This is a genomic window from Kitasatospora sp. NPDC092948, assembly GCF_044754805.1.
GTDB lineage: Bacteria > Actinomycetota > Actinomycetes > Streptomycetales > Streptomycetaceae > Kitasatospora.
The window spans coordinates 1-17675 of the sequence record NZ_JBIVPU010000003.1; the positions used below are offsets into that span (position 1 = coordinate 1).

Below are 17675 nucleotides of genomic sequence, written 5' to 3' on the forward strand. Positions count from 1 at the left end.
GGCTCCCAGTAGACGACTGGGTTGATAGGCCGGATATGGAAGCCCTGTGAGGGGTGGAGTTGACCGGTACTAATAGGCCGAGGGCTTGTCCTCAGTTGCTCGCGTCCACTGTGTTGGTTCTGAAACCACGAACAGAACCCCGCCCGCCCGTGAAGGGTGTGTGGGTTCCGGTTCGACAGTTTCATAGTGTTTCGGTGGTCATAGCGTGAGGGAAACGCCCGGTTACATTCCGAACCCGGAAGCTAAGCCTCACAGCGCCGATGGTACTGCAGGGGGGACCCTGTGGGAGAGTAGGACGCCGCCGAACAATTCTTCAGAAAAAGCCCCCCGCCTTTCGGCGGGGGGCTTTTTCGCGTTCCCGGACTTTCGGAGAATCGGGCCGGCCAAGGCCTCGACGGGGAGAAGTCGTTCCAGCCGAAAGCCGCCGGTGACTGCCGGGGACACGCGGGGTCAGAGGTGCGAGCCGCCGGTCGCGTCGATGGTCTGGCCGGTGATCCAGCGGGCGTCGGGGGTGGCGAGGAAGGCGACGATGTCGGCGATGTCGTCGGGCTGGCCGATGCGGCCGAGCGCGGAGAGGGAAGCGGCGTGCGCCTGGGCGGCGGGGTTGTCGCGGAGCCAGGGGGCGGTGACGTCGGTGTCGACGATTCCGGGGCGGACGGAGTTGGCGGTGATGCCTCGGGGGCCGAGCAGGGCGGCGAGGTTGAGGGTGAAGTTGTCGAGGGCGCCCTTGGTGGCGTTGTAGGCGATGATCTCGGGCATCGCGATGCGGGCGACGCCGCTGGAGATGTTGATGATGCGCCCGCCGTCGTGGAGCCGGGGAAGCGCCAGCTGGGTGAGGAAGAACGGGGCCCGGACGTTGACGGCGAAGACCTCGTCGAACTCGGCCTCGGTGAGCTCGTCGAGGGTTGAACTGCGGCCTATGCCCGCGTTGTTGACCAGGATGTCGAGCTTCCCGTCCGGCGCGTACTCGTGGCCGGACCGGTCGAAGGCGTCCCACAGGCGGGCGGCGTCGCCGTGGCTGCCGAGCGGGGCATGGACCAGGAAGGCTCGGCCGCCGCCGGCGCGGATCTTCTCCAGCACGGTGGTGGCGGCGTCGTGGTCGCGGGCGTAGCCGATGGCGACGGTGGCCCCGTCCTGGGCGAGGCGTTCGGCGATGCCGCGGCCGATGCCGCGGGAGGCGCCGGTGACCAGGGCGATCTTGCCGTCAAGTGCACGTGCGGGCATGGTGGTTGACCCATCTCTCGATTCTTGAGTGGCCGTTCAAGAAAGAACGTAGCACGGCCCGGGGTACTTATTGAGTGATCGCTCTAAAATGGCTGACATGGCGAGTGAAGGCACGAGACGAGGCCGTCCGCCGGCGTTCGACCGGGCGGCGGTGCTGGCGGCGGCGACCAGGCTGTTCTGGGAGCGGGGCTACCAGGCGACCTCGGTGGGCGAGCTGACCGGGGCGATGGGGATCAAGCCGGGCAGCCTGTACGCGGCGTTCGGTGACAAGGAGTCGCTGTTCCGTGAGGTGGTGCGGGCCTACCAGCAGTCCCCGGCGGGGGCGTTCGTGGGGCCGGCGTTCGATGAGGAGTCGACCGCCAGGGCGGCGTTCGTCCGGATCCTGCGGGAGGCGGCGGTGGTCTATTCGGACCCGGCGCACCCGGCGGGCTGTCTGGTGATCAGCGCGGGCGCCAATGTCGCGGCCCAGGACGACGAAGTAGCGGTGTTCCTACGGGAGTTGAGGGCCGCGAACCTGGCGGGCTTCGAGGAGCGGCTGTCCACCGCGAAGCGACTCGGGGAGCTGCCGCCGGGCGCGGATCCGGCGGCGCTGGCGCGCTACTTCGGCGCCGTCCTGCAGGGCATGTCGCAGCGGGCCCGGGACGGTGCGGACGCGGCGGAGCTGACGGGGACGGCCGAACTGGCGATGGCGGCGTGGCCCGTCGCGGCCACCGACGGTGCGGCCTCCTGAAAGCGGGTCGGAGGACGTACGCTCGGCGGTATGCAGACTGCTGAGAACACGTCAGGCGGCGGCCGGGTCGAACGCGTCGAGGTGCTGACGGCGGAACAGGCCGGGGCGGTGCGGGAGTTGCTGGCGGAGGCGGCCCGGACGGACGGTCGGGAGGCGGTCTCGGAGGCGGGCCGACTGCGGATCCGCCCGGACAGCCTCCGCCCGGGCGTGCGGCACCTGGTGCAGCTGGCGGACGGCCGGGTCACGGGGTACGCGCAGATCGAGGGCGAGCGCCCGGGGACGGTCGAGCTGACGGTGGCCCCGGCCGACCGCGGCCGGGGCCTGGGCGGGGCGCTGGTGCACGCGGTGCTGGACGGGGCGGCCGGCGAACTGAACTTCTGGGCGCACGGCGGACTGCCTGCGGCCCGGCACCTCGCGGACGTCCACGGGGCGGCGCTGGTACGGGAGTTGCGGCAGATGCGGCGCACCGCCGAGGCACCGGAGCCGGTGCCGCTGCCGGCCGGTGTCGAGCTGCGGACCTTCGAGCCGGGCCGGGACGAGCAGGCCTGGCTGGCGCTCAACGCGCTGGCGTTCGCGCACCACCCGGAGCAGGGCTCCTGGACCGAGCAGGACCTGGCGGAGCGGATGGCCGAGCCGTGGTTCGACCCGAAGGGCTTCTTCCTGGTCGAGCGGGACGGCCGGCTGGTCGGCTACCACTGGACCAAGACCCAGCCGGACGGCCTCGGCGAGGTGTACGTGGTGGGCGTGGACCCGGCGGAGCAGGGCGGCGGCCTGGGCAAGGCGCTGACCGCGGCGGGCCTGCGGCACCTGATCCTGGAGCGGGGGCTGCCGACCGTGATGCTGTACGTGGACGCGGACAACGCGGCGGCCGTCCGGGTGTACGAGCGCCTGGGCTTCGCCGTCCACGAGGTGGACCTGATGTACCGCTGGGAGCCGTCGGCGGGCCACTGACCTGGGCCGGCGCGGGGCGGGTGCCGGGCGGACGAAGCCGTCCGGTAACTGCCACAGGGGTGACTGACTCAGCTTTCCTCCCGGCCATGCGGTGTTTACCGTGGATTCAATTGGCGCCGCGAAGATCACAGAATGTCGTCCGTATTGCCCCGTCCGCGTCACCGCTCCACCCGCCGCCCGGCCGGGCCGGTTCCGGCTGCGCCGGGTGGGTGGCCGTGGGTCGACGAGGACGAACAGCATGCGGAGGCGTGCCCTTCGTCCCGCCGGGACCGCGTCCTGCAGGAGGAGCTGGAACAGATGAGCATCCCGCGTCCCGTCTCCGACTCGGCCGCGGCCGAGTCCAGCACCGAGCAGAAGCCGGCCGTCCGGACCGGTGGGAAGGCCGGGTCACGGGCCGGCGGCAGGGCCGCGGCCAAGGATCCGGCGAAGGAGTCGAAGCCGCGCTCCGCGGCGCGCGCCAAGGCCGACCCGGCGGCGCCGACCGAGCAGGCGCGGGTGACCGGCGCACTGCCCGGCCCGGTGGCGGCGGCCTTCCCGGCGGGCGGCGCGGACGGCCGCGGCGCGGAGGAGGCGGAGTTGCCGCAGGGCCGGTTCCTGGACCGTGAGCGCAGCTGGCTGGCGTTCAACGAGCGGGTGCTGGAGCTCGCCGAGGACCCGAACATCCCGCTGCTGGAGCGGACCAAGTTCCTGGCGATCTTCGCGTCCAACCTGGACGAGTTCTTCATGGTGCGGGTGGCCGGGCTGAAGCGCCGGATCGCCACCGGGGTCGCCCAGCGGTCGGCGTCGGGACTTCAGCCGCGCGAGGTGCTGGACCTGATCTGGCGCCGCTCGCGGGAGCTGATGGCCCGTCATGCCGCCACCTTCCAACAGGAGGTGCTGCCGGACCTGGCCGCCGAGGGCATCGAGCTGGTGCGCTGGCCGGACCTGGCGGAGACCGAGCAGGCCCGCCTGCACACGCTGTTCCGGCAGCAGATCTTCCCCGTCCTGACGCCGCTGGCGGTCGACCCGGCGCACCCGTTCCCGTACATATCGGGGCTGTCGCTGAACCTGGCGGTGGTGGTGCGCAACCCGGTGTCCGGGCACAAGCACTTCGCCCGGGTGAAGGTGCCGCAGCTGCTGTCGCGCTTCCTGGAGGCCTCGCCGCAGCGGTACGTGCCGCTGGAGGACGTGATGGGCGCGCACCTGGAGGAGCTGTTCCCGGGGATGGAGGTGCTCGCCCACCACGCGTTCCGGGTCACCCGCAACGAGGACCTGGAGGTGGAGGAGGACGACACCGAGAACATCCTGAAGGCGCTGGAGAAGGAGCTGATGCGGCGCCGGTTCGGGCCGCCGGTGCGCCTGGAGGTCGAGGAGTCGATCGACCCGTACATCCTGGACCTGCTGGTGCGGGAGCTGAACATCACCGAGGCGGAGGTCTTCCCGCTGCCCGGCCCGCTCGACCTGACCGGCCTGTTCGGCATCGCCGACCTGGACCGGCCGGAGCTGCGGTACCCGAAGTTCGTGGCGGGCACCGCGCGCGGCCTGATCGAGGTCGAGTCGGCCTCGCAGCCGGACATCTTCGCCGCGATGCGCGAACGGGACGTGCTGCTGCACCACCCGTACGACTCGTTCTCCACCTCGGTGCAGGCGTTCCTGGAGCAGGCCGCCGCCGACCCGCACGTGCTGGCGATCAAGCAGACGCTGTACCGGACCTCCGGCGACTCGCCGATCGTGGACGCGCTGATCGACGCCGCGGAGTCCGGCAAGCAGGTGCTGGTCCTGGTGGAGATCAAGGCGCGCTTCGACGAGCAGGCCAACATCAAGTGGGCCCGCAAGCTGGAGGAGGCCGGCTGCCACGTGGTGTACGGCCTGATCGGGCTGAAGACCCACTGCAAGCTGTCGCTGGTGGTCCGCCAGGAGGGCGAGACGCTGCGCCGGTACTCGCACGTCGGCACCGGCAACTACCACCCGAAGACCGCCCGGCTGTACGAGGACCTGGGCCTGCTGACCTCCGACCCGCAGGTCGGCGCGGACCTCTCCGACCTGTTCAACCGGCTGTCCGGCTACTCGCGCCGCGAGTCGTACCGGCGGCTGCTGACCGCGCCGCGCGGGCTGCGCGACGGCCTGGTCGCCCGGATCAACGGGGAGATCGCGCACCACCGGGCCGGCCGGCCCGCCTTCGTCAAGATGAAGGTCAACTCGATCGTCGACGAGGTGGTCATCGACGCCCTGTACCGGGCCTCGCAGGCCGGGGTGCCGGTGGACGTGTGGGTGCGCGGCATCTGCGCGATCCGGCCGGGCGTGCCCGGGCTGAGCGAGAACGTCCGGGTGCGGTCGATACTCGGCCGGTTCCTGGAGCACTCCCGGGTGTTCGTGTTCGGCAACGGCGGCGACCCGGAGGTGTGGATCGGCAGCGCCGACATGATGCACCGCAACCTGGACCGCCGGATCGAGGCACTGGTCCGGGTCACCGACCCGGCGCACCGGGCCGAACTGAACGGGCTGCTGGACCTCGGCGTCTCCGACGAGACCGACTCCTGGCACCTCGGCCCGGACGGCACCTGGATCCGCCACGCGCAGGACGCCGAGGGCCGCCCGCTGCGGCACGTCCAGGACCTGCTGATCGACTCGCGCCGCCGCAACCGCGGCTCCGCCGCCGCACGCTGAGCGGCACCCCGCCCGCGCCGGGAGTCGCCCGGTGCGGGCGGCATGCAGCCCCGGGGCAGGCCCGGGGAAGGAATCGGGGAGAGCCACAGCCATGACCGATGCGCCGACGACGGCCCCGGTGGCGCGCGCCGCGACCGCCGGGGAGGTCCTTGCCGGCTACCTGACCGCCCAGGCGGGCGTGTTCCTGCGCGCCCTGCCGCAGGCGGTCGGCGAGGCGGGGTCCAGACCGGGTGCGCTCCCGGCGTCGGCGCAGGCCGCGGACGACCTGCTGCGCGCGGTACGCAGGATCGGCGGGGCCCTGCACACCTTCGGGCCGGTCTTCGACCCGGTGTGGGCGCAGGAGTCGCGCACCGAGCTGCGCTGGCTGATCGACCTGCTCGCCCAGGAACCCGGCTACCGGCGCCGCTCCGCCCGGCTGCTCGGCGCCCTCGACTCGCTGGCCGAGACCGCCCCCGACGGGGCCGGCATGCTAGTCGGCCACCCGGGTGCGCCGAAGGCCCGGGCGCTGCTGGAGCGCCAGCTGACGCTGGCCCGTACCCGCGCCCACACCGGGCTGCTGCAGGACCTGCGCTCGGCGCGGCTGCACGCGCTCGCCGACCGGATGACGCTGCTGGCCGGCGAGGTGCCGCTGCTGCCCGAGGCCGCCGCCGAGCCCGCGGTGGCGCTGCTGCCGCGGACCGCGGCGGCGGTGGGCGCGCTGGTGGCGGCGGCCGAGCGGCTGCCGTGGCAGCGCTCCGCACAGGCGTACGCCGGGGCGGGGCTGCACCGGCTGGGCGCGGCCCCGGCGGACACGGTGCCGGTGCCGCGCGGTGCGGGGGAGCCGGCGGACGTGGCGCTGGCGGCGGACGACGCGCCGTGGCTGCAGGCCCGGATCCTGGTGAAGCGGGCCCGGTACGCGCTGGAGGTGTGCAGCGCGCCGGACGGTGAACTGCTGGAGCTGGACCGGGTGCTGGGCGAGCATCAGGAGGCGTCGGACGCGGCGGTCACGGTGGCCACGGCCGCCCGCACGCCGCGGATCACCCCGGCGACGGCGTACGTGCTGGGTGTGGTGCACGCCGATCAGCGGCTGGACGTGGAGGCCGCCCGGTACGCTTTCGGGCGCCAGTGGCCGGCGGTGGCGCCAGGGCTGGCCGGCCCGGCGGCGTCGGACTGAACCCTCGATCGCCTCTCCGGATGGACCGCGTGCCCCAGCTCCCCGACCGCCCGTCCCCGTCCGACCGTGCCCGCGCCCGGTCGGGCGGCGCCCGTACCGACCGCCGCCCGGCGGCCGGCGCCCGGTCGACGGTGCTGGCGGCGGGCGCGGTGCTGTGGGTGCCGGGGCCGCTGCGCAAGGACGGCAGCCGGAAGAAGCCGCGGGTGGCGCTGGTGCACCGGCCCAAGTACGACGACTGGAGCCTGCCGAAGGGGAAGCTGGACCCGGGCGAGAGCTGGCGGGCGGCGGCGCTGCGCGAGGTGTGGGAGGAGACCGGGATGCGCTGCGCGCTGGGTGGGGAGTTGCCGACCCAGCACTACCGGGTGCAGGGCCGGCCGAAGGAGGTCCGGTACTGGGCGGCGGTGCCGACCGGTGGCGAGTTCCGGCCCAACCGGGAGGTGGACCGGCTGGAGTGGCTGCCGCCGCGCCGGGCCAAGGAACGGCTGACGCACCCCCGCGACCGGGAACTGATCGACGCGCTGCTGGAGCTGCTGCGCAACGGGCCGTCCGACGGGTGATCTGCCCGCGCCCTCCCTGTGACGCAACCGTTACTACTGGCCAAGGTTTCCTGACATCCGTCCGAGGTTCACTCCCCGTTCATTTGTGACGGGCTGACGCGTCACCTGTGCTGCCTAACTTCAGGGTTACCGGAGGGCCGAAAGGGCCCCGGACCACAGCAAATCCGGTCGTTCCGAGACCGGTATTGCCTCAGAAAGGGACACCCTGTGAACCTGCGGAACGGCCGCTCCAAGGCCCTCGCCATCGGTGCCGTCGCGCTCGTCTCCACGCTGTCGCTCTCCGCGTGCGGCACGGACGACAACTCCAAGCCGGCCGCGGGTGGCACGTCCTCCGGCGCCCCGGCGGCTGCCAAGATCGCCTGTGCCGACAAGGGCGGTGCGCTGCTCGCGGCCGGCTCGACCGCGCAGACCCCGGCGATCGACGTCTGGAAGGCCGCCTACGGCGCCGCCTGCTCCACCACCACCCTGACCTACGGCGGCGGCGGCTCCGGCGCGGGCGTCACCCAGTTCACCCAGGGCAAGGTCGCCTTCGCCGGTTCCGACGGCGCCCTGAAGCCGGCCGAGATCGACGCCACCAAGGCGGTCTGCACCGGCGGCCAGGGCATCGACCTGCCGATGGTCGGCGGCCTGATCTCGGTCGTCTTCAACGTCGAGGGCGTCGACAAGCTGATCGTGGACGGCCCGACCCTGGCGAAGATCTTCGACTCGCAGATCACCAAGTGGAACGACCCGGCGATCGCCGCCCTGAACCCGGGCGTCAACCTGCCGGCTGCCGACATCCAGGCGATCCACCGCTCCGAGGACTCCGGCACCACCCAGAACCTGACCGCGTACCTGGCCAAGGCCGGCGGCGGCAACTGGAAGTACCCGGCCGCCAAGGCGTGGGCGGGCCAGGGCGGCCAGTCCGCGAACGGCTCCGCCGGTGTCGCGGCCCTGGTCAAGCAGACCAAGAACTCGATCTCCTACGTCGAGCTGTCCTACGCCCAGACCAACAAGCTGAACAGCGCCGCCATCGCCACCGGCGCCTCCAAGCCGGTCGAGGCCACCGCCGCCAACGGCGCCACCTCGCTGGCCAACGCCAAGGTCGTCGGCACCGGTGCGGACCTGGCGCTGGACATCGACTACGCGACCAAGGCCGAGGGCGCCTACCCGCTGACCCTGGTCACCTACGAGATCGTCTGCGACAAGGGCAACAAGGCCGAGACCCTGCCGGCCCTGAAGTCCTTCCTGAACTACACCGTCAGCGACGAGGGCCAGCAGGCCATCGGTGCGGTCGGCTACGTGCCGCTGCCGAAGGAGCTCGCCGGCAAGGTGAAGACCCAGATCGACGCCCTCGCCTGAGGCTGAGCGACGGCCGGCCGGGCGGCCCCCGAAGGAGGGGGAGGGGCTGCCCGGCCGGGCCGCGCACCGATCGCACCACCCGCACCACCCATCAGAACGTCCGGGGCACCGCCGCCATGGTGCCGCCCTCCGCGGGGCAGCGCCGCCAGACCGGAGTAAACGATCATGACTTCTTCCTCCCCCGCCGACGCGCGGGGACGGACCCCACGACGCCGCGGCGACAGCCGCCGCGGTGACGCCGTGTTCTTCAACCTCTCCCGCGGTGCGGGCATCCTGCTGCTGGTCGTCATGGCCGCCATCGCAGGCTTCCTCGCCTACCGCTCGGCCCTGGCCCTGGGCAAGAACGAGGGCAACTTCCTCACCACCTTCGAGTGGACGCCGGACGCCGCGAAGCCGGTGTTCGGCATCGCCGTTCTCACCTTCGGCACCCTGGTCAGCGCGCTGATCGCGATGGCCATCGCGGTTCCGGTCGCGGTCGGCATCGCGCTGTTCATCTCGCACTACGCGCCGCGCCGGATCGCCCAGCCGTTCGCCTACCTGGTGGACCTGCTGGCCGCCGTGCCGTCGATCGTCTACGGCCTGTGGGGCGTGCTGTTCCTGGTCCCGCACATGGACGGCCTGACCAGCTGGATGAACCAGTACCTCGGCTGGACGTACATCTTCGGCCAGTCCAGCTCCGGCGTCCCGCCGCGCAACCTGTTCACCGTCGGCATCCTGCTGGCGATCATGGTGCTGCCGATCATCACCGCGGTCACCCGCGAGGTGTTCCGGCAGGTCCCGCGGATGCACGAGGAGGCGGCGCTCGCGCTCGGCGCGACCCGCTGGGAGATGATCCGCACCGCCGTGCTGCCGTTCGGCCGCCCCGGCATCATCTCCGCGTCGATGCTCGGCCTGGGCCGCGCGCTCGGCGAGACCATCGCGGTCGCCACCGTGCTCTCCACCAACAGCAAGCTGTCGCTGCACCTGCTCGACCCGGGCGGCGGCACCTTCGCGGAGAACATCGCGCTGAAGTTCAACGAGGCCCAGCCGCTCGGCCGGGACGCCCTGATGGCCTCCGGCCTCGTCCTGTTCGTGATCACGCTGCTGGTGAACGGTGCCGCCCGCGTCATCATCGCCCGCCGCAAGGAGTACTCGGGGGCCGCCGCGTGAGCACCGTCACCACCGTCACCGACGCCACCGCCCCGCTCCTCAGCCACCGGCTGACCGCGGCCCGACTGCCCCGCTGGGCGCCCGCCGGCATCGCCGTGGGCTCGATCGCGCTCGGCTGCGGCATCGGCGCCGTCGCCGGACTGGCCAGCCACCTGCAGTGGGGCCTGATCTCCGCCCTGCTCTTCCTGGTCGCCAGCTACGCCGTCTCGGCCTCGGTCGAGGGCCGCCGGCAGGCCAAGGACCGCTTCGCCACCTCGCTGGTGTGGGTCGCCTTCATCTGCGCCGTGGTGCCGCTGGTCTCGCTGACCTTCTACACCGTGCAGCAGGGCATCGGGGCGATCAGCCCCGAGTTCCTCACCCACTCGATGAAGGGCGTCGTCGCCACCCTCAGCCCGGACGGCGGCATCTACCACGCCATCATCGGCACCGTCGAGCAGGTCCTGCTGGCCACCCTGATGGCCGCGCCGATCGGCCTGCTCACCGCCGTCTACCTGGTGGAGTACGGCCGCGGCCGGCTCGCCAAGGCGGTCACCTTCTTCGTCGACGTGATGACGGGCATCCCGTCGGTCGTCGCCGGTCTGTTCATCCTCTCGCTCTGGAACATCCTCCTCGGCTTCGAGTACTCCGGTTTCTCCGGCAGCCTCGCGCTGGCGATCCTGATGATGCCGGTCGTGGTCCGCTCGACCGAGGAGATGCTCAAGCTCGTCCCGAACGAGCTGCGGGAAGCCTCGTACGCGCTCGGCGTGCCGCGCTGGAAGACCATCCTGCGGATCGTCCTCCCCACGGCCATCGGCGGAATCACCACCGGTGTGATGCTGGCGGTCGCCCGCATCACCGGCGAGACCGCCCCCGTGATGATGCTGGTGTTCGGCGCCGACTTCATCAACAGCGACCCGTTCAACGGGCCTCAGCAGTCGCTGCCGCTCTACATCTGGCAGCAGTACTCGCAGGTCAACAACGAGTTCGGCTACTCGCGCGCCTGGGGCGCGGCGCTGGTGCTGATCGCCTTCGTGATGGGGCTCAACCTCATCGCCCGGGGCATCGCACGCTGGCGCGCGCCCAAGGGCGGACGCTGACACCGACTGACGTACGAACAGACGAGAGAAGACGAAAGATCATGGCCAAGCGCATCGACGTCAGCGGACTGTCCGCCTACTACGGTTCCACCCGCGCCATCGAGGACATCTCGATGACCATCGAGCCCCGCTCGGTGACCGCGTTCATCGGCCCCTCCGGCTGCGGCAAGTCCACCTTCCTGCGCACCCTCAACCGGATGCACGAGGTGATCCCCGGCGCCCGGGTCGAGGGCAAGGTGATGCTCGACGACGAGAACCTGTACGGCTCGAACGTCGACCCGGTCGCCGTCCGCCGCTCGGTCGGCATGGTGTTCCAGCGGCCCAACCCGTTCCCGACCATGTCGATCTACGACAACGTGGTGGCCGGCCTGCGGCTGGCCGGCGTGCGGAAGAAGTCCGTCCTGGACGGCGTGGTGGAGAAGTCCCTGCAGGGTGCCAACCTCTGGAAGGAGGTCAAGGACCGCCTGAACAAGCCCGGCGCGGGCCTGTCCGGCGGCCAGCAGCAGCGCCTGTGCATCGCCCGGGCGATCGCGGTCGAGCCCGAGGTGCTGCTGATGGACGAGCCCTGCTCGGCCCTCGACCCGATCTCCACCCTCGCCATCGAGGACCTGATCGGCGAGCTGAAGGCGCAGTTCACCATCGTGATCGTGACCCACAACATGCAGCAGGCGGCGCGCGTCTCGGACCGCACCGCGTTCTTCAACCTGGCGGGCGTCGGCCAGCCCGGCAAGCTGATCGAGCTGGACGACACCCAGCGGATCTTCTCCAACCCGTCGGTGCAGGCCACCGAGGACTACATCTCCGGCCGCTTCGGCTGACCGGCCCCGCTCCCCGGGAGGCTCCGGCCTCCCGGCGCGGAGCGCACGAGCTGCTCCGGGGCGCTGCATGGCGGTGCCGCCGCGGAGCCGACGAAGGGCCCGCCCCCGTGCTGTGGGGGCGGGCCCTTCCGTCGTACTGCCGTGGCCGGCGCCCGGTCAGAGGACCAGCACGTTGGTGAGGCCGAACATCGCGGCGGCCACGATCGCCGCCGCCGGCATGGTGATGAACCAGCCCATCACGATGTTCTTCGCCACGCCCCAGCGGACCGCGCGGACCCGCTTGGTGGCGCCCACGCCCATGATCGCCGAGGTGATCACGTGGGTGGTGGAGATCGGTGCCGCGTAGACGAACGAGGTGACGTACATGACCGCGGAGGCGGTCGCCTCGGCGGCGAAGCCCTGCGGCGGGTCCAGCTCGATGATCTTCCGGCCCAGGGTGCGCATGATCCGCCAGCCGCCCGCGTAGGTGCCGAGCGAGAGCATGGTGGCGCAGGAGAGCTTCACCCAGATCGGGATGCCGTTGCCGGAGTGGTGGCCGGAGATGGTCAGTGCCATCACCACGATGCCCATGGTCTTCTGGGCGTCCTGCAGACCGTGCGCCAGCGCCATCGCGGCGGCCGAGGCGGTCTGCGCCACCCGGAAGTTGCGCTTGGCCTTGTGCGGGTTGGCCTTCCGGAAGAGCCAGAGGATCGCCAGCATCACCAGGAAGCCGCCGATCAGGCCGACCACCGGCGAGATGATCATCGGAAGGATGATCTTGTCGATCACGCCGTGCCAGACCACCTCGGTGCCGCCGGCCAGCGCCGCGCCCACCATGCCGCCGAACAGCGCGTGCGAGGAGGACGACGGAAGGCCGAAGTACCAGGTCACCAGGTTCCAGGCGATCGCTCCGACCAGCGCGGCGAACAGGATCGCCATGCCCTTGGAGCCGGTCGGGGTCTCGATGATCCCCTCGGAGACGGTCTTCGCCACCCCGCTGCCGAGGAAGGCGCCCGCCAGGTTCATCACCGCGGCCATCGCCAGGGCCGCCCGAGGGGTCAGCGCCCGGGTGGAGACCGAGGTGGCGATCGCGTTCGCGGAGTCGTGGAAGCCGTTGGTGTACGTGAAGAAGAAAGCGACGCCGACGACGACGATCAGTGCTGCCATGTCCACGGAGCTCAGGACTCCTTGACGGCGATGGTCTCCACCGTGTTGGCCACGTGCTCGAACGCGTCGGCGGCCTCTTCGAGGACGTCCACGACCTGCTTGAGCTTCAGTACCTCGATCGCCTCGTACTGGCCGGAGAACAGGTGGGCCAGCAACTTGCGGTGGATCTGGTCCGCCTGGTTCTCCAGCCGGTTGACCTCGATCCAGTACTCGGTGAGGTTCGACATCGACCGCAGGTTGGGCATCGCCTCGGCGGTCAGCTCGGCGGCCCGGGCCAGCACCTCGATCTGCTGCTCGATGCCCTTCGGGAGGGTCTCGATGTCGTACAGCACGACCAGGTCGACGGCCTCCTCCATGAAGTCCATGATGTCGTCCAGCGACGACGCCAGGTTGTAGATGTCCTCCCGGTCGAACGGGGTGATGAAGGAGGAGTTCAGCTGGTGGAAGATCGCATGGGTGGTGTCGTCCCCGGCGTGCTCGGCGGCGCGCATGCGCTCGACGATCTCCGCGCGGGCGGACACGTCCGAGCCCAGTAGTTCCAGCAGGAGCTTGGATCCGACGACAAGGTTCTCCGCCGCGGCGGCGAACATGTCGTAGAAGCTCGTCTCCTTCGGGGTCAGGCTAAAACGCACGGAAATCTCCGATGTGCGGGGTCGGTACTTGACGATGCTAGGCGCACGCACACCGTGTCCGGGCACGGGGCTGCCGACGCGCGCCCTAAGTGTGGCCCAGGACACGCCGGTTTGCTCCCGCTCTGCACGGGGATCTGTGAGCTGACGCCCGGACGGCGGAACACCAGGCCGGTGCCGGATGTTGGAGACTGGGGGTACCTCCCGGCCGAAGGCCGGGGGAGGGCCGAGTACCGAAACCAAGAGGGCGGACCGGGATGACCACCATCGACACCCCCAGCACCGACACCGCACCGGCCTGCCACGGACCGGCGCAGGGCAGCGGGCCGCACGGCTACAGCGGCGACAAGGAAGCGCACCTGAAGCGGCTGCGCCGGATCGAAGGTCAGATCCGCGGTCTTCAGCGGATGGTCGACGAGGACGTCTACTGCATCGACATCCTCACCCAGGTCTCCGCCTCCACCAAGGCCCTGCAGTCCTTCGCGCTGGTCCTGCTGGAGGAGCACCTGGCGCACTGCGTGGCCGCGGCCGCCGCGGCGGAGGACGGCGGCGAGGAGCTGAACGCCAAGGTCGCCGAGGCCAGCGCGGCCATCGCGCGACTGCTGCGCACCTGACGCCCCGTCCGTCCGACGCCCGCTCAGCCGTCCGTGCCGGACGGCTGTTGGCCGTCCCTGCGCAGCAGCACCTGGTCGATCTGCTCGGCGGCCAGCCGCTCGGCGCGGCTGGCCGAGGCGGCGATCATCAGCTCACCCGCCAGGTCGATCTCGTCCAGCGCGGTGCTGTCGTGGCCGCCGGTGCCGCTCTCCCCGGTTGCCATTGGCCTCCACCCCTTCCACGCCCCGTCCGTGTCGACCCGCCCCCGTACCAGCGTAGGCAGCGGGAGGCCGGCCCACATGGCACGGACGGGCCATCTCTGGTGTCCGAAACGGGTGGGACGGTCACTTCGGGGAGGGCGAGGCCTTCATCGACCAGAGGTCGGCGGCGGACGGCTCGGCGGCGTCCACCGGCTTGCCGAAGTCGGTCAGCGACAGCGTGGAGACCACCTTCACCTGGTCCTTCGCGGCGGTGGAGCCGGCCACCCCGGCGAAGGTGAAGTTCTCCACCACCTTGTGCAGCCGACCCTGGCCGTCCAGCCAGACCTCGTACGGGACTTCCTTCACCGTGAAGGTCTGCCCGGCCATCCGCAGGCCGTCCGCCCCGCGACCGCCGGTCGCGTCGGCGGCCTTCACCAGGTCCAGGGCGCCCCGGTAGTGCTTCAGCTCCACGCCGTCGACCGTCTCGCTGCCGACCAGCTCGGCGCTCTGCGCGCCGCGCAGCGCGCCCGCGGCGGTCGCCGGGTCGGTGGCGCCCGAGCTGACCAGGTTGCCGTCCGGGAGCTGGCGGACGTCCAGCTTGACCCACTTGCCCTCGGGGATCTTGGCACCGCTGTTCTGCAGGTAGACCGTGCCGGGCAGGACCACCTCGGTGATCTTCCCGTTGGTGGCGGCCCCCGGCGGGACGTCGATCTCCAGCCGGCCCAGCCGCTTCACGTAGTCGTAGCCGCCGGTGCCGTGGAACACCGCCTTCTTCTCCGCGGACTCGGTGGTCAGCTCGGTCGCGGCGTGCGCCGAGCCGGTGCGGCCGGTGATGTCGGCGGCGGCGCGCACGGCGGTCAGCGGGTCGGCGGCCAGTTGGTCGGCGGAGCTGTCCTGGTTCTGCCCGCCGCCGGTGCAGGCGGTCAGCAGGCCGGCGAGCACGGCCGCGGCGGCGACCCGGTTGAGCTTCTTCACGACTTCGACAACCCCCTGGGGCCCCGGACGACCCGGCCGGCAGCCGCCCCGGATGGACAGCGCGCCTGCCAGGCAAACGAGTTGGGGCGCGGAAGGTTACGCGGGGCGAACTCCGGGAGATGCGTACCGTCGTGAGACCGGAGGGGACTACCGTGAAGGATGTGGCAGACCGGCAGCCGGAGACGACCGGCGTGGCAGCGCGCGGCGACCATCGGGACCATCGGGCCGAGGTGGTGGAGCGCGGCTCCTTCTGCTTCGCGCAGTGCGACTGCGGCTGGTTCGCGCCCGGGCGGCGCTCCCGCGACAAGGCCCGGCGGGACGCGGCCGAGCACCGGGCGAACCCGGAGCCGGCCGACTGACCGGCCCCGACGGCCGTCAGGCCGCCAGATCGGACTCCCGGTCGCGGTCCGCCCGCCGGCCCTGGCGGGTCGCCCGGCCGCCGGCCGACCCGGCCGACCGGCGCCGGCCGCCGCTCGTCGCCGGGGCCTTGGCCAGCACCAGCGGGCGCAGTGCGGTGCGGGACAGCGCGTGGCACAGCGGCACCAGCACGGCCATCGCGATCGGGGCGAGCAGCAGCACCACGGCGGTGGCGAGCGCGTAGCCGCCGATCACGTCGGTCGGGTAGTGCACGCCCACGTACATCCGGCAGAAGCCCTGCAGCAGGGCGAGCGCGCCGGCGGCGGCGCCGAGCTTGCGGTTGACCAGGAACAGGGCGACGGCGATGCCCATCGACATCGCGGAGTGGTCGCTGACGAAGGAGAGGGTGTCCTCCTTGCCGGGGACCAGCACGTCGATCTCGGGGTGGTCGACGAACGGGCGGGGCCGGTCCACGATGGCGGAGATCGGGATGTTGGCGAGCTCGGAGACGGCCACCGCGATCGGCGCCCACAGCACTCCGGCGACGGCGATCGGCGCGTCGGGGCGGCGGCGGGCGCTCAGCCAGGCGGTCAGGCAGATCGCGGCCAGGCCGAGCAGAATGCCGTACTCGGCGGTCCAGGCGACCAGTGAGTCCAGCCAGCCGGGCGCGTCGGCGGCGAGACCGTTGACTGCCTTGAGCAGGCCGAGGTCGGGGTCGCCCGAACCGGCTCCCGCATCGGCGAGCAGCGTGGGCACGCTGCACCTCCCTGTCCGCATCTCCGCAGTGGTTCCCGATCCGTGCGGCCGGGTGCGGACGTCCGGCAGCCTCTTGAGTCAACGCGATCGGGGCGGCCCGGGGTTCCGTCCAAACGCGCTGTTATGCAAACTTGACACACCGTCCACCCCGCATGCACATGCCGATCGGACGGCCCGTCAGCTCTTTACCGGCCCTTGACCGCCGTGATGGTGCCGTCGGCCGGGTTCCGGAAGGGCAGCGCGGCCGCGCCGTCCGAGGTGACCCGGGTCGCCCCGATGTAGTCCCGCTGATTGATGGTGTCGTAGCGCACCTTGGCGCCGGTGTGCGGGGCGTCGATCATGTAGCCGCCGCCGACGTAGATGCCGACGTGGTGGATGGTGCGCGGGTCCTCCAGGTCGTTGGCGAAGAACACCAGGTCGCCGGGGCGGAGCTGGTCCCGGGACGGGTGCGGCCCGCTGTACCACTGGTCGTTGGCCACCCGGGGCAGGTCGATGCCCACGCTCTTGAACGCCGCCTGCATCAGGCCCGAGCAGTCGAACCGCCCGTCCTCCCAGGTCTGCCCGGTGCCGCCCCACATGTAGTCGATGCCGAGCTTGCTCTGCGCGTAGTAGATCGCCCCCGCGGCCTCCTTGGACAGCGCCAGCTGCACCCCCGGGTCCGGCGGCGCGGTGAACGACTGGGCCAGCGCCCTGATGTTCTTCACGTACCCCTGGGTCTCGCTGTACGGCGGCACCCCGTGGAACTGGATCACCGCGTACGGGCCGGCGTTGTAGGCGGCCAGCATGTTGGCCTGCCGGTCGCCGGGCACCTTGGCGACGTCCCGGGCCAGCGCGCAGTCGTAGGTGGCGGCGGAGGCGATCGCGTCGTCCGGGTTCCAGATGTCCGGCTTGCCGTCGCCGTTGCCGTCCGTCCCGTACGTCGCCCAGGTCGACTCCAGGAACTGGGCCATCCCGTACGCCTTCGCCGGGCTCTTCGCCAACGGGTCGAAACCGCTCTCCTGGTAGAGCTGCGCGGCCAGCATCGGCGCGGAGATCTCCGGGCAGAGCGCGCCCCACTTCTGGATCTGCGCCCGGTACTGGGCCGGCACCGTCCCGCTGGACAGCGACAGTTGGCCGGAACGCTCCGGAACCCCGCTGGCCGCGTACGTCCCCACTGTCACCACTCCGACGAACCCGATGGCCACCACCGCGGCGGTGGCACCAGCGAGCCGAGCCTTCCCGAGCGCCATCCCGCACCGTCCCGACGGATCGTCAGCTGCCCTGTCCTGTTGCGTTATTGCCCGGTGCAATCATCACAGATACCAGGGGCGGGCAGTATCCTCGAACTACCGGACATCCTGGCGGAGGCGTCCGGTCGCCACGAGCAATCCGCG

At 71.5% G+C, this 17675-nt stretch carries 18 protein-coding genes and 2 rRNA genes; 13 read left to right on the forward strand and 7 right to left on the reverse strand.

The window, feature by feature from the left end; translation table 11 throughout:
- Both ACIQF6_RS09505 and rrf read left to right on the forward strand, forming a co-directional pair.
- Positions 1 to 93: ribosomal RNA gene (locus ACIQF6_RS09505) — 23S ribosomal RNA — on the forward strand; the annotation flags it as partial.
- Positions 94 to 190: 97 nt separating this feature from the next.
- A 5S ribosomal RNA gene (gene rrf, locus ACIQF6_RS09510) occupies positions 191 to 307 on the forward strand.
- A gap of 143 nt (positions 308 to 450) precedes the next feature.
- Here the strand turns inward: rrf and ACIQF6_RS09515 are convergent.
- The gene (locus tag ACIQF6_RS09515) at positions 451 to 1224 is read right to left on the reverse strand and encodes an SDR family NAD(P)-dependent oxidoreductase (protein ID WP_400892248.1); all 774 of its coding nucleotides are present in this window, start codon (positions 1222 to 1224) and stop codon (positions 451 to 453) included.
- Between the two features lie 88 nt (positions 1225 to 1312).
- On the opposite strand from ACIQF6_RS09515, the gene ACIQF6_RS09520 reads away from it, so the two are divergent.
- The 9 genes from ACIQF6_RS09520 (at position 1313) to pstB (ending at position 11645) form a co-directional block, all read left to right on the forward strand.
- Complete coding sequence (locus ACIQF6_RS09520; RefSeq protein ID WP_400892250.1) at positions 1313 to 1954, forward strand: TetR/AcrR family transcriptional regulator; 642 nt, start codon at positions 1313 to 1315, stop codon at positions 1952 to 1954.
- A gap of 30 nt (positions 1955 to 1984) precedes the next feature.
- Positions 1985 to 2905 (forward strand): mycothiol synthase, encoded by a 921-nt coding sequence (gene mshD, locus ACIQF6_RS09525; RefSeq protein WP_400892252.1) that lies wholly within the window; start codon positions 1985 to 1987, stop codon positions 2903 to 2905.
- A 297-nt stretch (positions 2906 to 3202) separates the two neighbouring features.
- Entirely contained in the window at positions 3203 to 5551 is a 2349-nt protein-coding gene (locus ACIQF6_RS09530) for an RNA degradosome polyphosphate kinase (RefSeq protein ID WP_400892255.1), read from the forward strand.
- Between the two features lie 91 nt (positions 5552 to 5642).
- A complete protein-coding gene (locus ACIQF6_RS09535) occupies positions 5643 to 6704 on the forward strand; it encodes a CHAD domain-containing protein (protein WP_400892258.1) in 1062 nt (353 codons plus the stop codon).
- Positions 6705 to 6724: 20 nt separating this feature from the next.
- Complete coding sequence (locus ACIQF6_RS09540) at positions 6725 to 7261, forward strand: NUDIX hydrolase (protein WP_400892260.1); 537 nt, start codon at positions 6725 to 6727, stop codon at positions 7259 to 7261.
- Between the two features lie 207 nt (positions 7262 to 7468).
- The gene (pstS, locus tag ACIQF6_RS09545; RefSeq protein ID WP_400892262.1) at positions 7469 to 8602 is read left to right on the forward strand and encodes a phosphate ABC transporter substrate-binding protein PstS; all 1134 of its coding nucleotides are present in this window, start codon (positions 7469 to 7471) and stop codon (positions 8600 to 8602) included.
- Between the two features lie 165 nt (positions 8603 to 8767).
- Entirely contained in the window at positions 8768 to 9751 is a 984-nt protein-coding gene (gene pstC / locus ACIQF6_RS09550; protein ID WP_400892265.1) for a phosphate ABC transporter permease subunit PstC, read from the forward strand.
- On the forward strand, positions 9748 to 10827 hold the full coding sequence (pstA, locus tag ACIQF6_RS09555) for a phosphate ABC transporter permease PstA (RefSeq protein ID WP_400892267.1): 1080 nt from the start codon (positions 9748 to 9750) through the stop codon (positions 10825 to 10827). Before pstC ends, pstA begins: the two co-directional genes overlap by 4 nt.
- Before the next feature lie 41 nt (positions 10828 to 10868).
- Positions 10869 to 11645 (forward strand): phosphate ABC transporter ATP-binding protein PstB, encoded by a 777-nt coding sequence (pstB, locus tag ACIQF6_RS09560; RefSeq protein WP_400892270.1) that lies wholly within the window; start codon positions 10869 to 10871, stop codon positions 11643 to 11645.
- A gap of 156 nt (positions 11646 to 11801) precedes the next feature.
- On the opposite strand, the gene ACIQF6_RS09565 is transcribed toward pstB, so the two are convergent.
- Entirely contained in the window at positions 11802 to 12797 is a 996-nt protein-coding gene (locus tag ACIQF6_RS09565; protein WP_400892272.1) for an anion permease, read from the reverse strand.
- 5 nt (positions 12798 to 12802) lie between these two features.
- On the reverse strand, positions 12803 to 13423 hold the full coding sequence (locus ACIQF6_RS09570) for a DUF47 domain-containing protein (protein WP_014137429.1): 621 nt from the start codon (positions 13421 to 13423) through the stop codon (positions 12803 to 12805).
- Between the two features lie 254 nt (positions 13424 to 13677).
- Here ACIQF6_RS09570 and ACIQF6_RS09575 point away from each other — a divergent pair, with 254 nt between their 5' ends.
- Positions 13678 to 14034, forward strand: a complete 357-nt coding sequence (locus ACIQF6_RS09575) for a metal-sensitive transcriptional regulator (RefSeq protein ID WP_400892274.1) — start codon at positions 13678 to 13680, stop codon at positions 14032 to 14034.
- A gap of 23 nt (positions 14035 to 14057) precedes the next feature.
- Here ACIQF6_RS09575 and ACIQF6_RS09580 read toward each other — a convergent pair whose 3' ends face one another.
- A complete protein-coding gene (locus ACIQF6_RS09580; RefSeq protein WP_400892276.1) occupies positions 14058 to 14237 on the reverse strand; it encodes a hypothetical protein in 180 nt (59 codons plus the stop codon).
- Between the two features lie 121 nt (positions 14238 to 14358).
- Positions 14359 to 15189, reverse strand: a complete 831-nt coding sequence (locus ACIQF6_RS09585; RefSeq protein ID WP_400892278.1) for a hypothetical protein — start codon at positions 15187 to 15189, stop codon at positions 14359 to 14361.
- Between the two features lie 161 nt (positions 15190 to 15350).
- On the opposite strand from ACIQF6_RS09585, the gene ACIQF6_RS09590 reads away from it, so the two are divergent.
- Positions 15351 to 15548: a hypothetical protein gene (locus ACIQF6_RS09590; protein WP_400892281.1), complete on the forward strand. Its 198-nt coding sequence runs from the start codon at positions 15351 to 15353 to the stop codon at positions 15546 to 15548.
- Between the two features lie 16 nt (positions 15549 to 15564).
- Here the strand turns inward: ACIQF6_RS09590 and ACIQF6_RS09595 are convergent, their stop codons facing one another.
- On the reverse strand, positions 15565 to 16302 hold the full coding sequence (locus ACIQF6_RS09595) for a phosphatase PAP2 family protein (protein WP_400892283.1): 738 nt from the start codon (positions 16300 to 16302) through the stop codon (positions 15565 to 15567).
- A gap of 185 nt (positions 16303 to 16487) precedes the next feature.
- On the reverse strand, positions 16488 to 17531 hold the full coding sequence (locus tag ACIQF6_RS09600) for an NlpC/P60 family protein (RefSeq protein ID WP_400892285.1): 1044 nt from the start codon (positions 17529 to 17531) through the stop codon (positions 16488 to 16490).
- Positions 17532 to 17675 lie beyond the last annotated feature (144 nt).

Coding starts and splice junctions, on each gene's coding strand:
- ACIQF6_RS09515 (WP_400892248.1), bottom strand. CDS start 1,224: ATGCCCGCACGTGCACTTGACGGCAAGATCGCCCTGGTCACCGGCGCC.
- ACIQF6_RS09520 (WP_400892250.1), top strand. CDS start 1,313: ATGGCTGACATGGCGAGTGAAGGCACGAGACGAGGCCGTCCGCCGGCG.
- mshD (WP_400892252.1), top strand. CDS start 1,985: ATGCAGACTGCTGAGAACACGTCAGGCGGCGGCCGGGTCGAACGCGTC.
- ACIQF6_RS09530 (WP_400892255.1), top strand. CDS start 3,203: ATGAGCATCCCGCGTCCCGTCTCCGACTCGGCCGCGGCCGAGTCCAGC.
- ACIQF6_RS09535 (WP_400892258.1), top strand. CDS start 5,643: ATGACCGATGCGCCGACGACGGCCCCGGTGGCGCGCGCCGCGACCGCC.
- ACIQF6_RS09540 (WP_400892260.1), top strand. CDS start 6,725: ATGGACCGCGTGCCCCAGCTCCCCGACCGCCCGTCCCCGTCCGACCGT.
- pstC (WP_400892265.1), top strand. CDS start 8,768: ATGACTTCTTCCTCCCCCGCCGACGCGCGGGGACGGACCCCACGACGC.
- pstB (WP_400892270.1), top strand. CDS start 10,869: ATGGCCAAGCGCATCGACGTCAGCGGACTGTCCGCCTACTACGGTTCC.
- ACIQF6_RS09575 (WP_400892274.1), top strand. CDS start 13,678: ATGACCACCATCGACACCCCCAGCACCGACACCGCACCGGCCTGCCAC.
- ACIQF6_RS09580 (WP_400892276.1), bottom strand. CDS start 14,237: ATGGCAACCGGGGAGAGCGGCACCGGCGGCCACGACAGCACCGCGCTG.
- ACIQF6_RS09600 (WP_400892285.1), bottom strand. CDS start 17,531: ATGGCGCTCGGGAAGGCTCGGCTCGCTGGTGCCACCGCCGCGGTGGTG.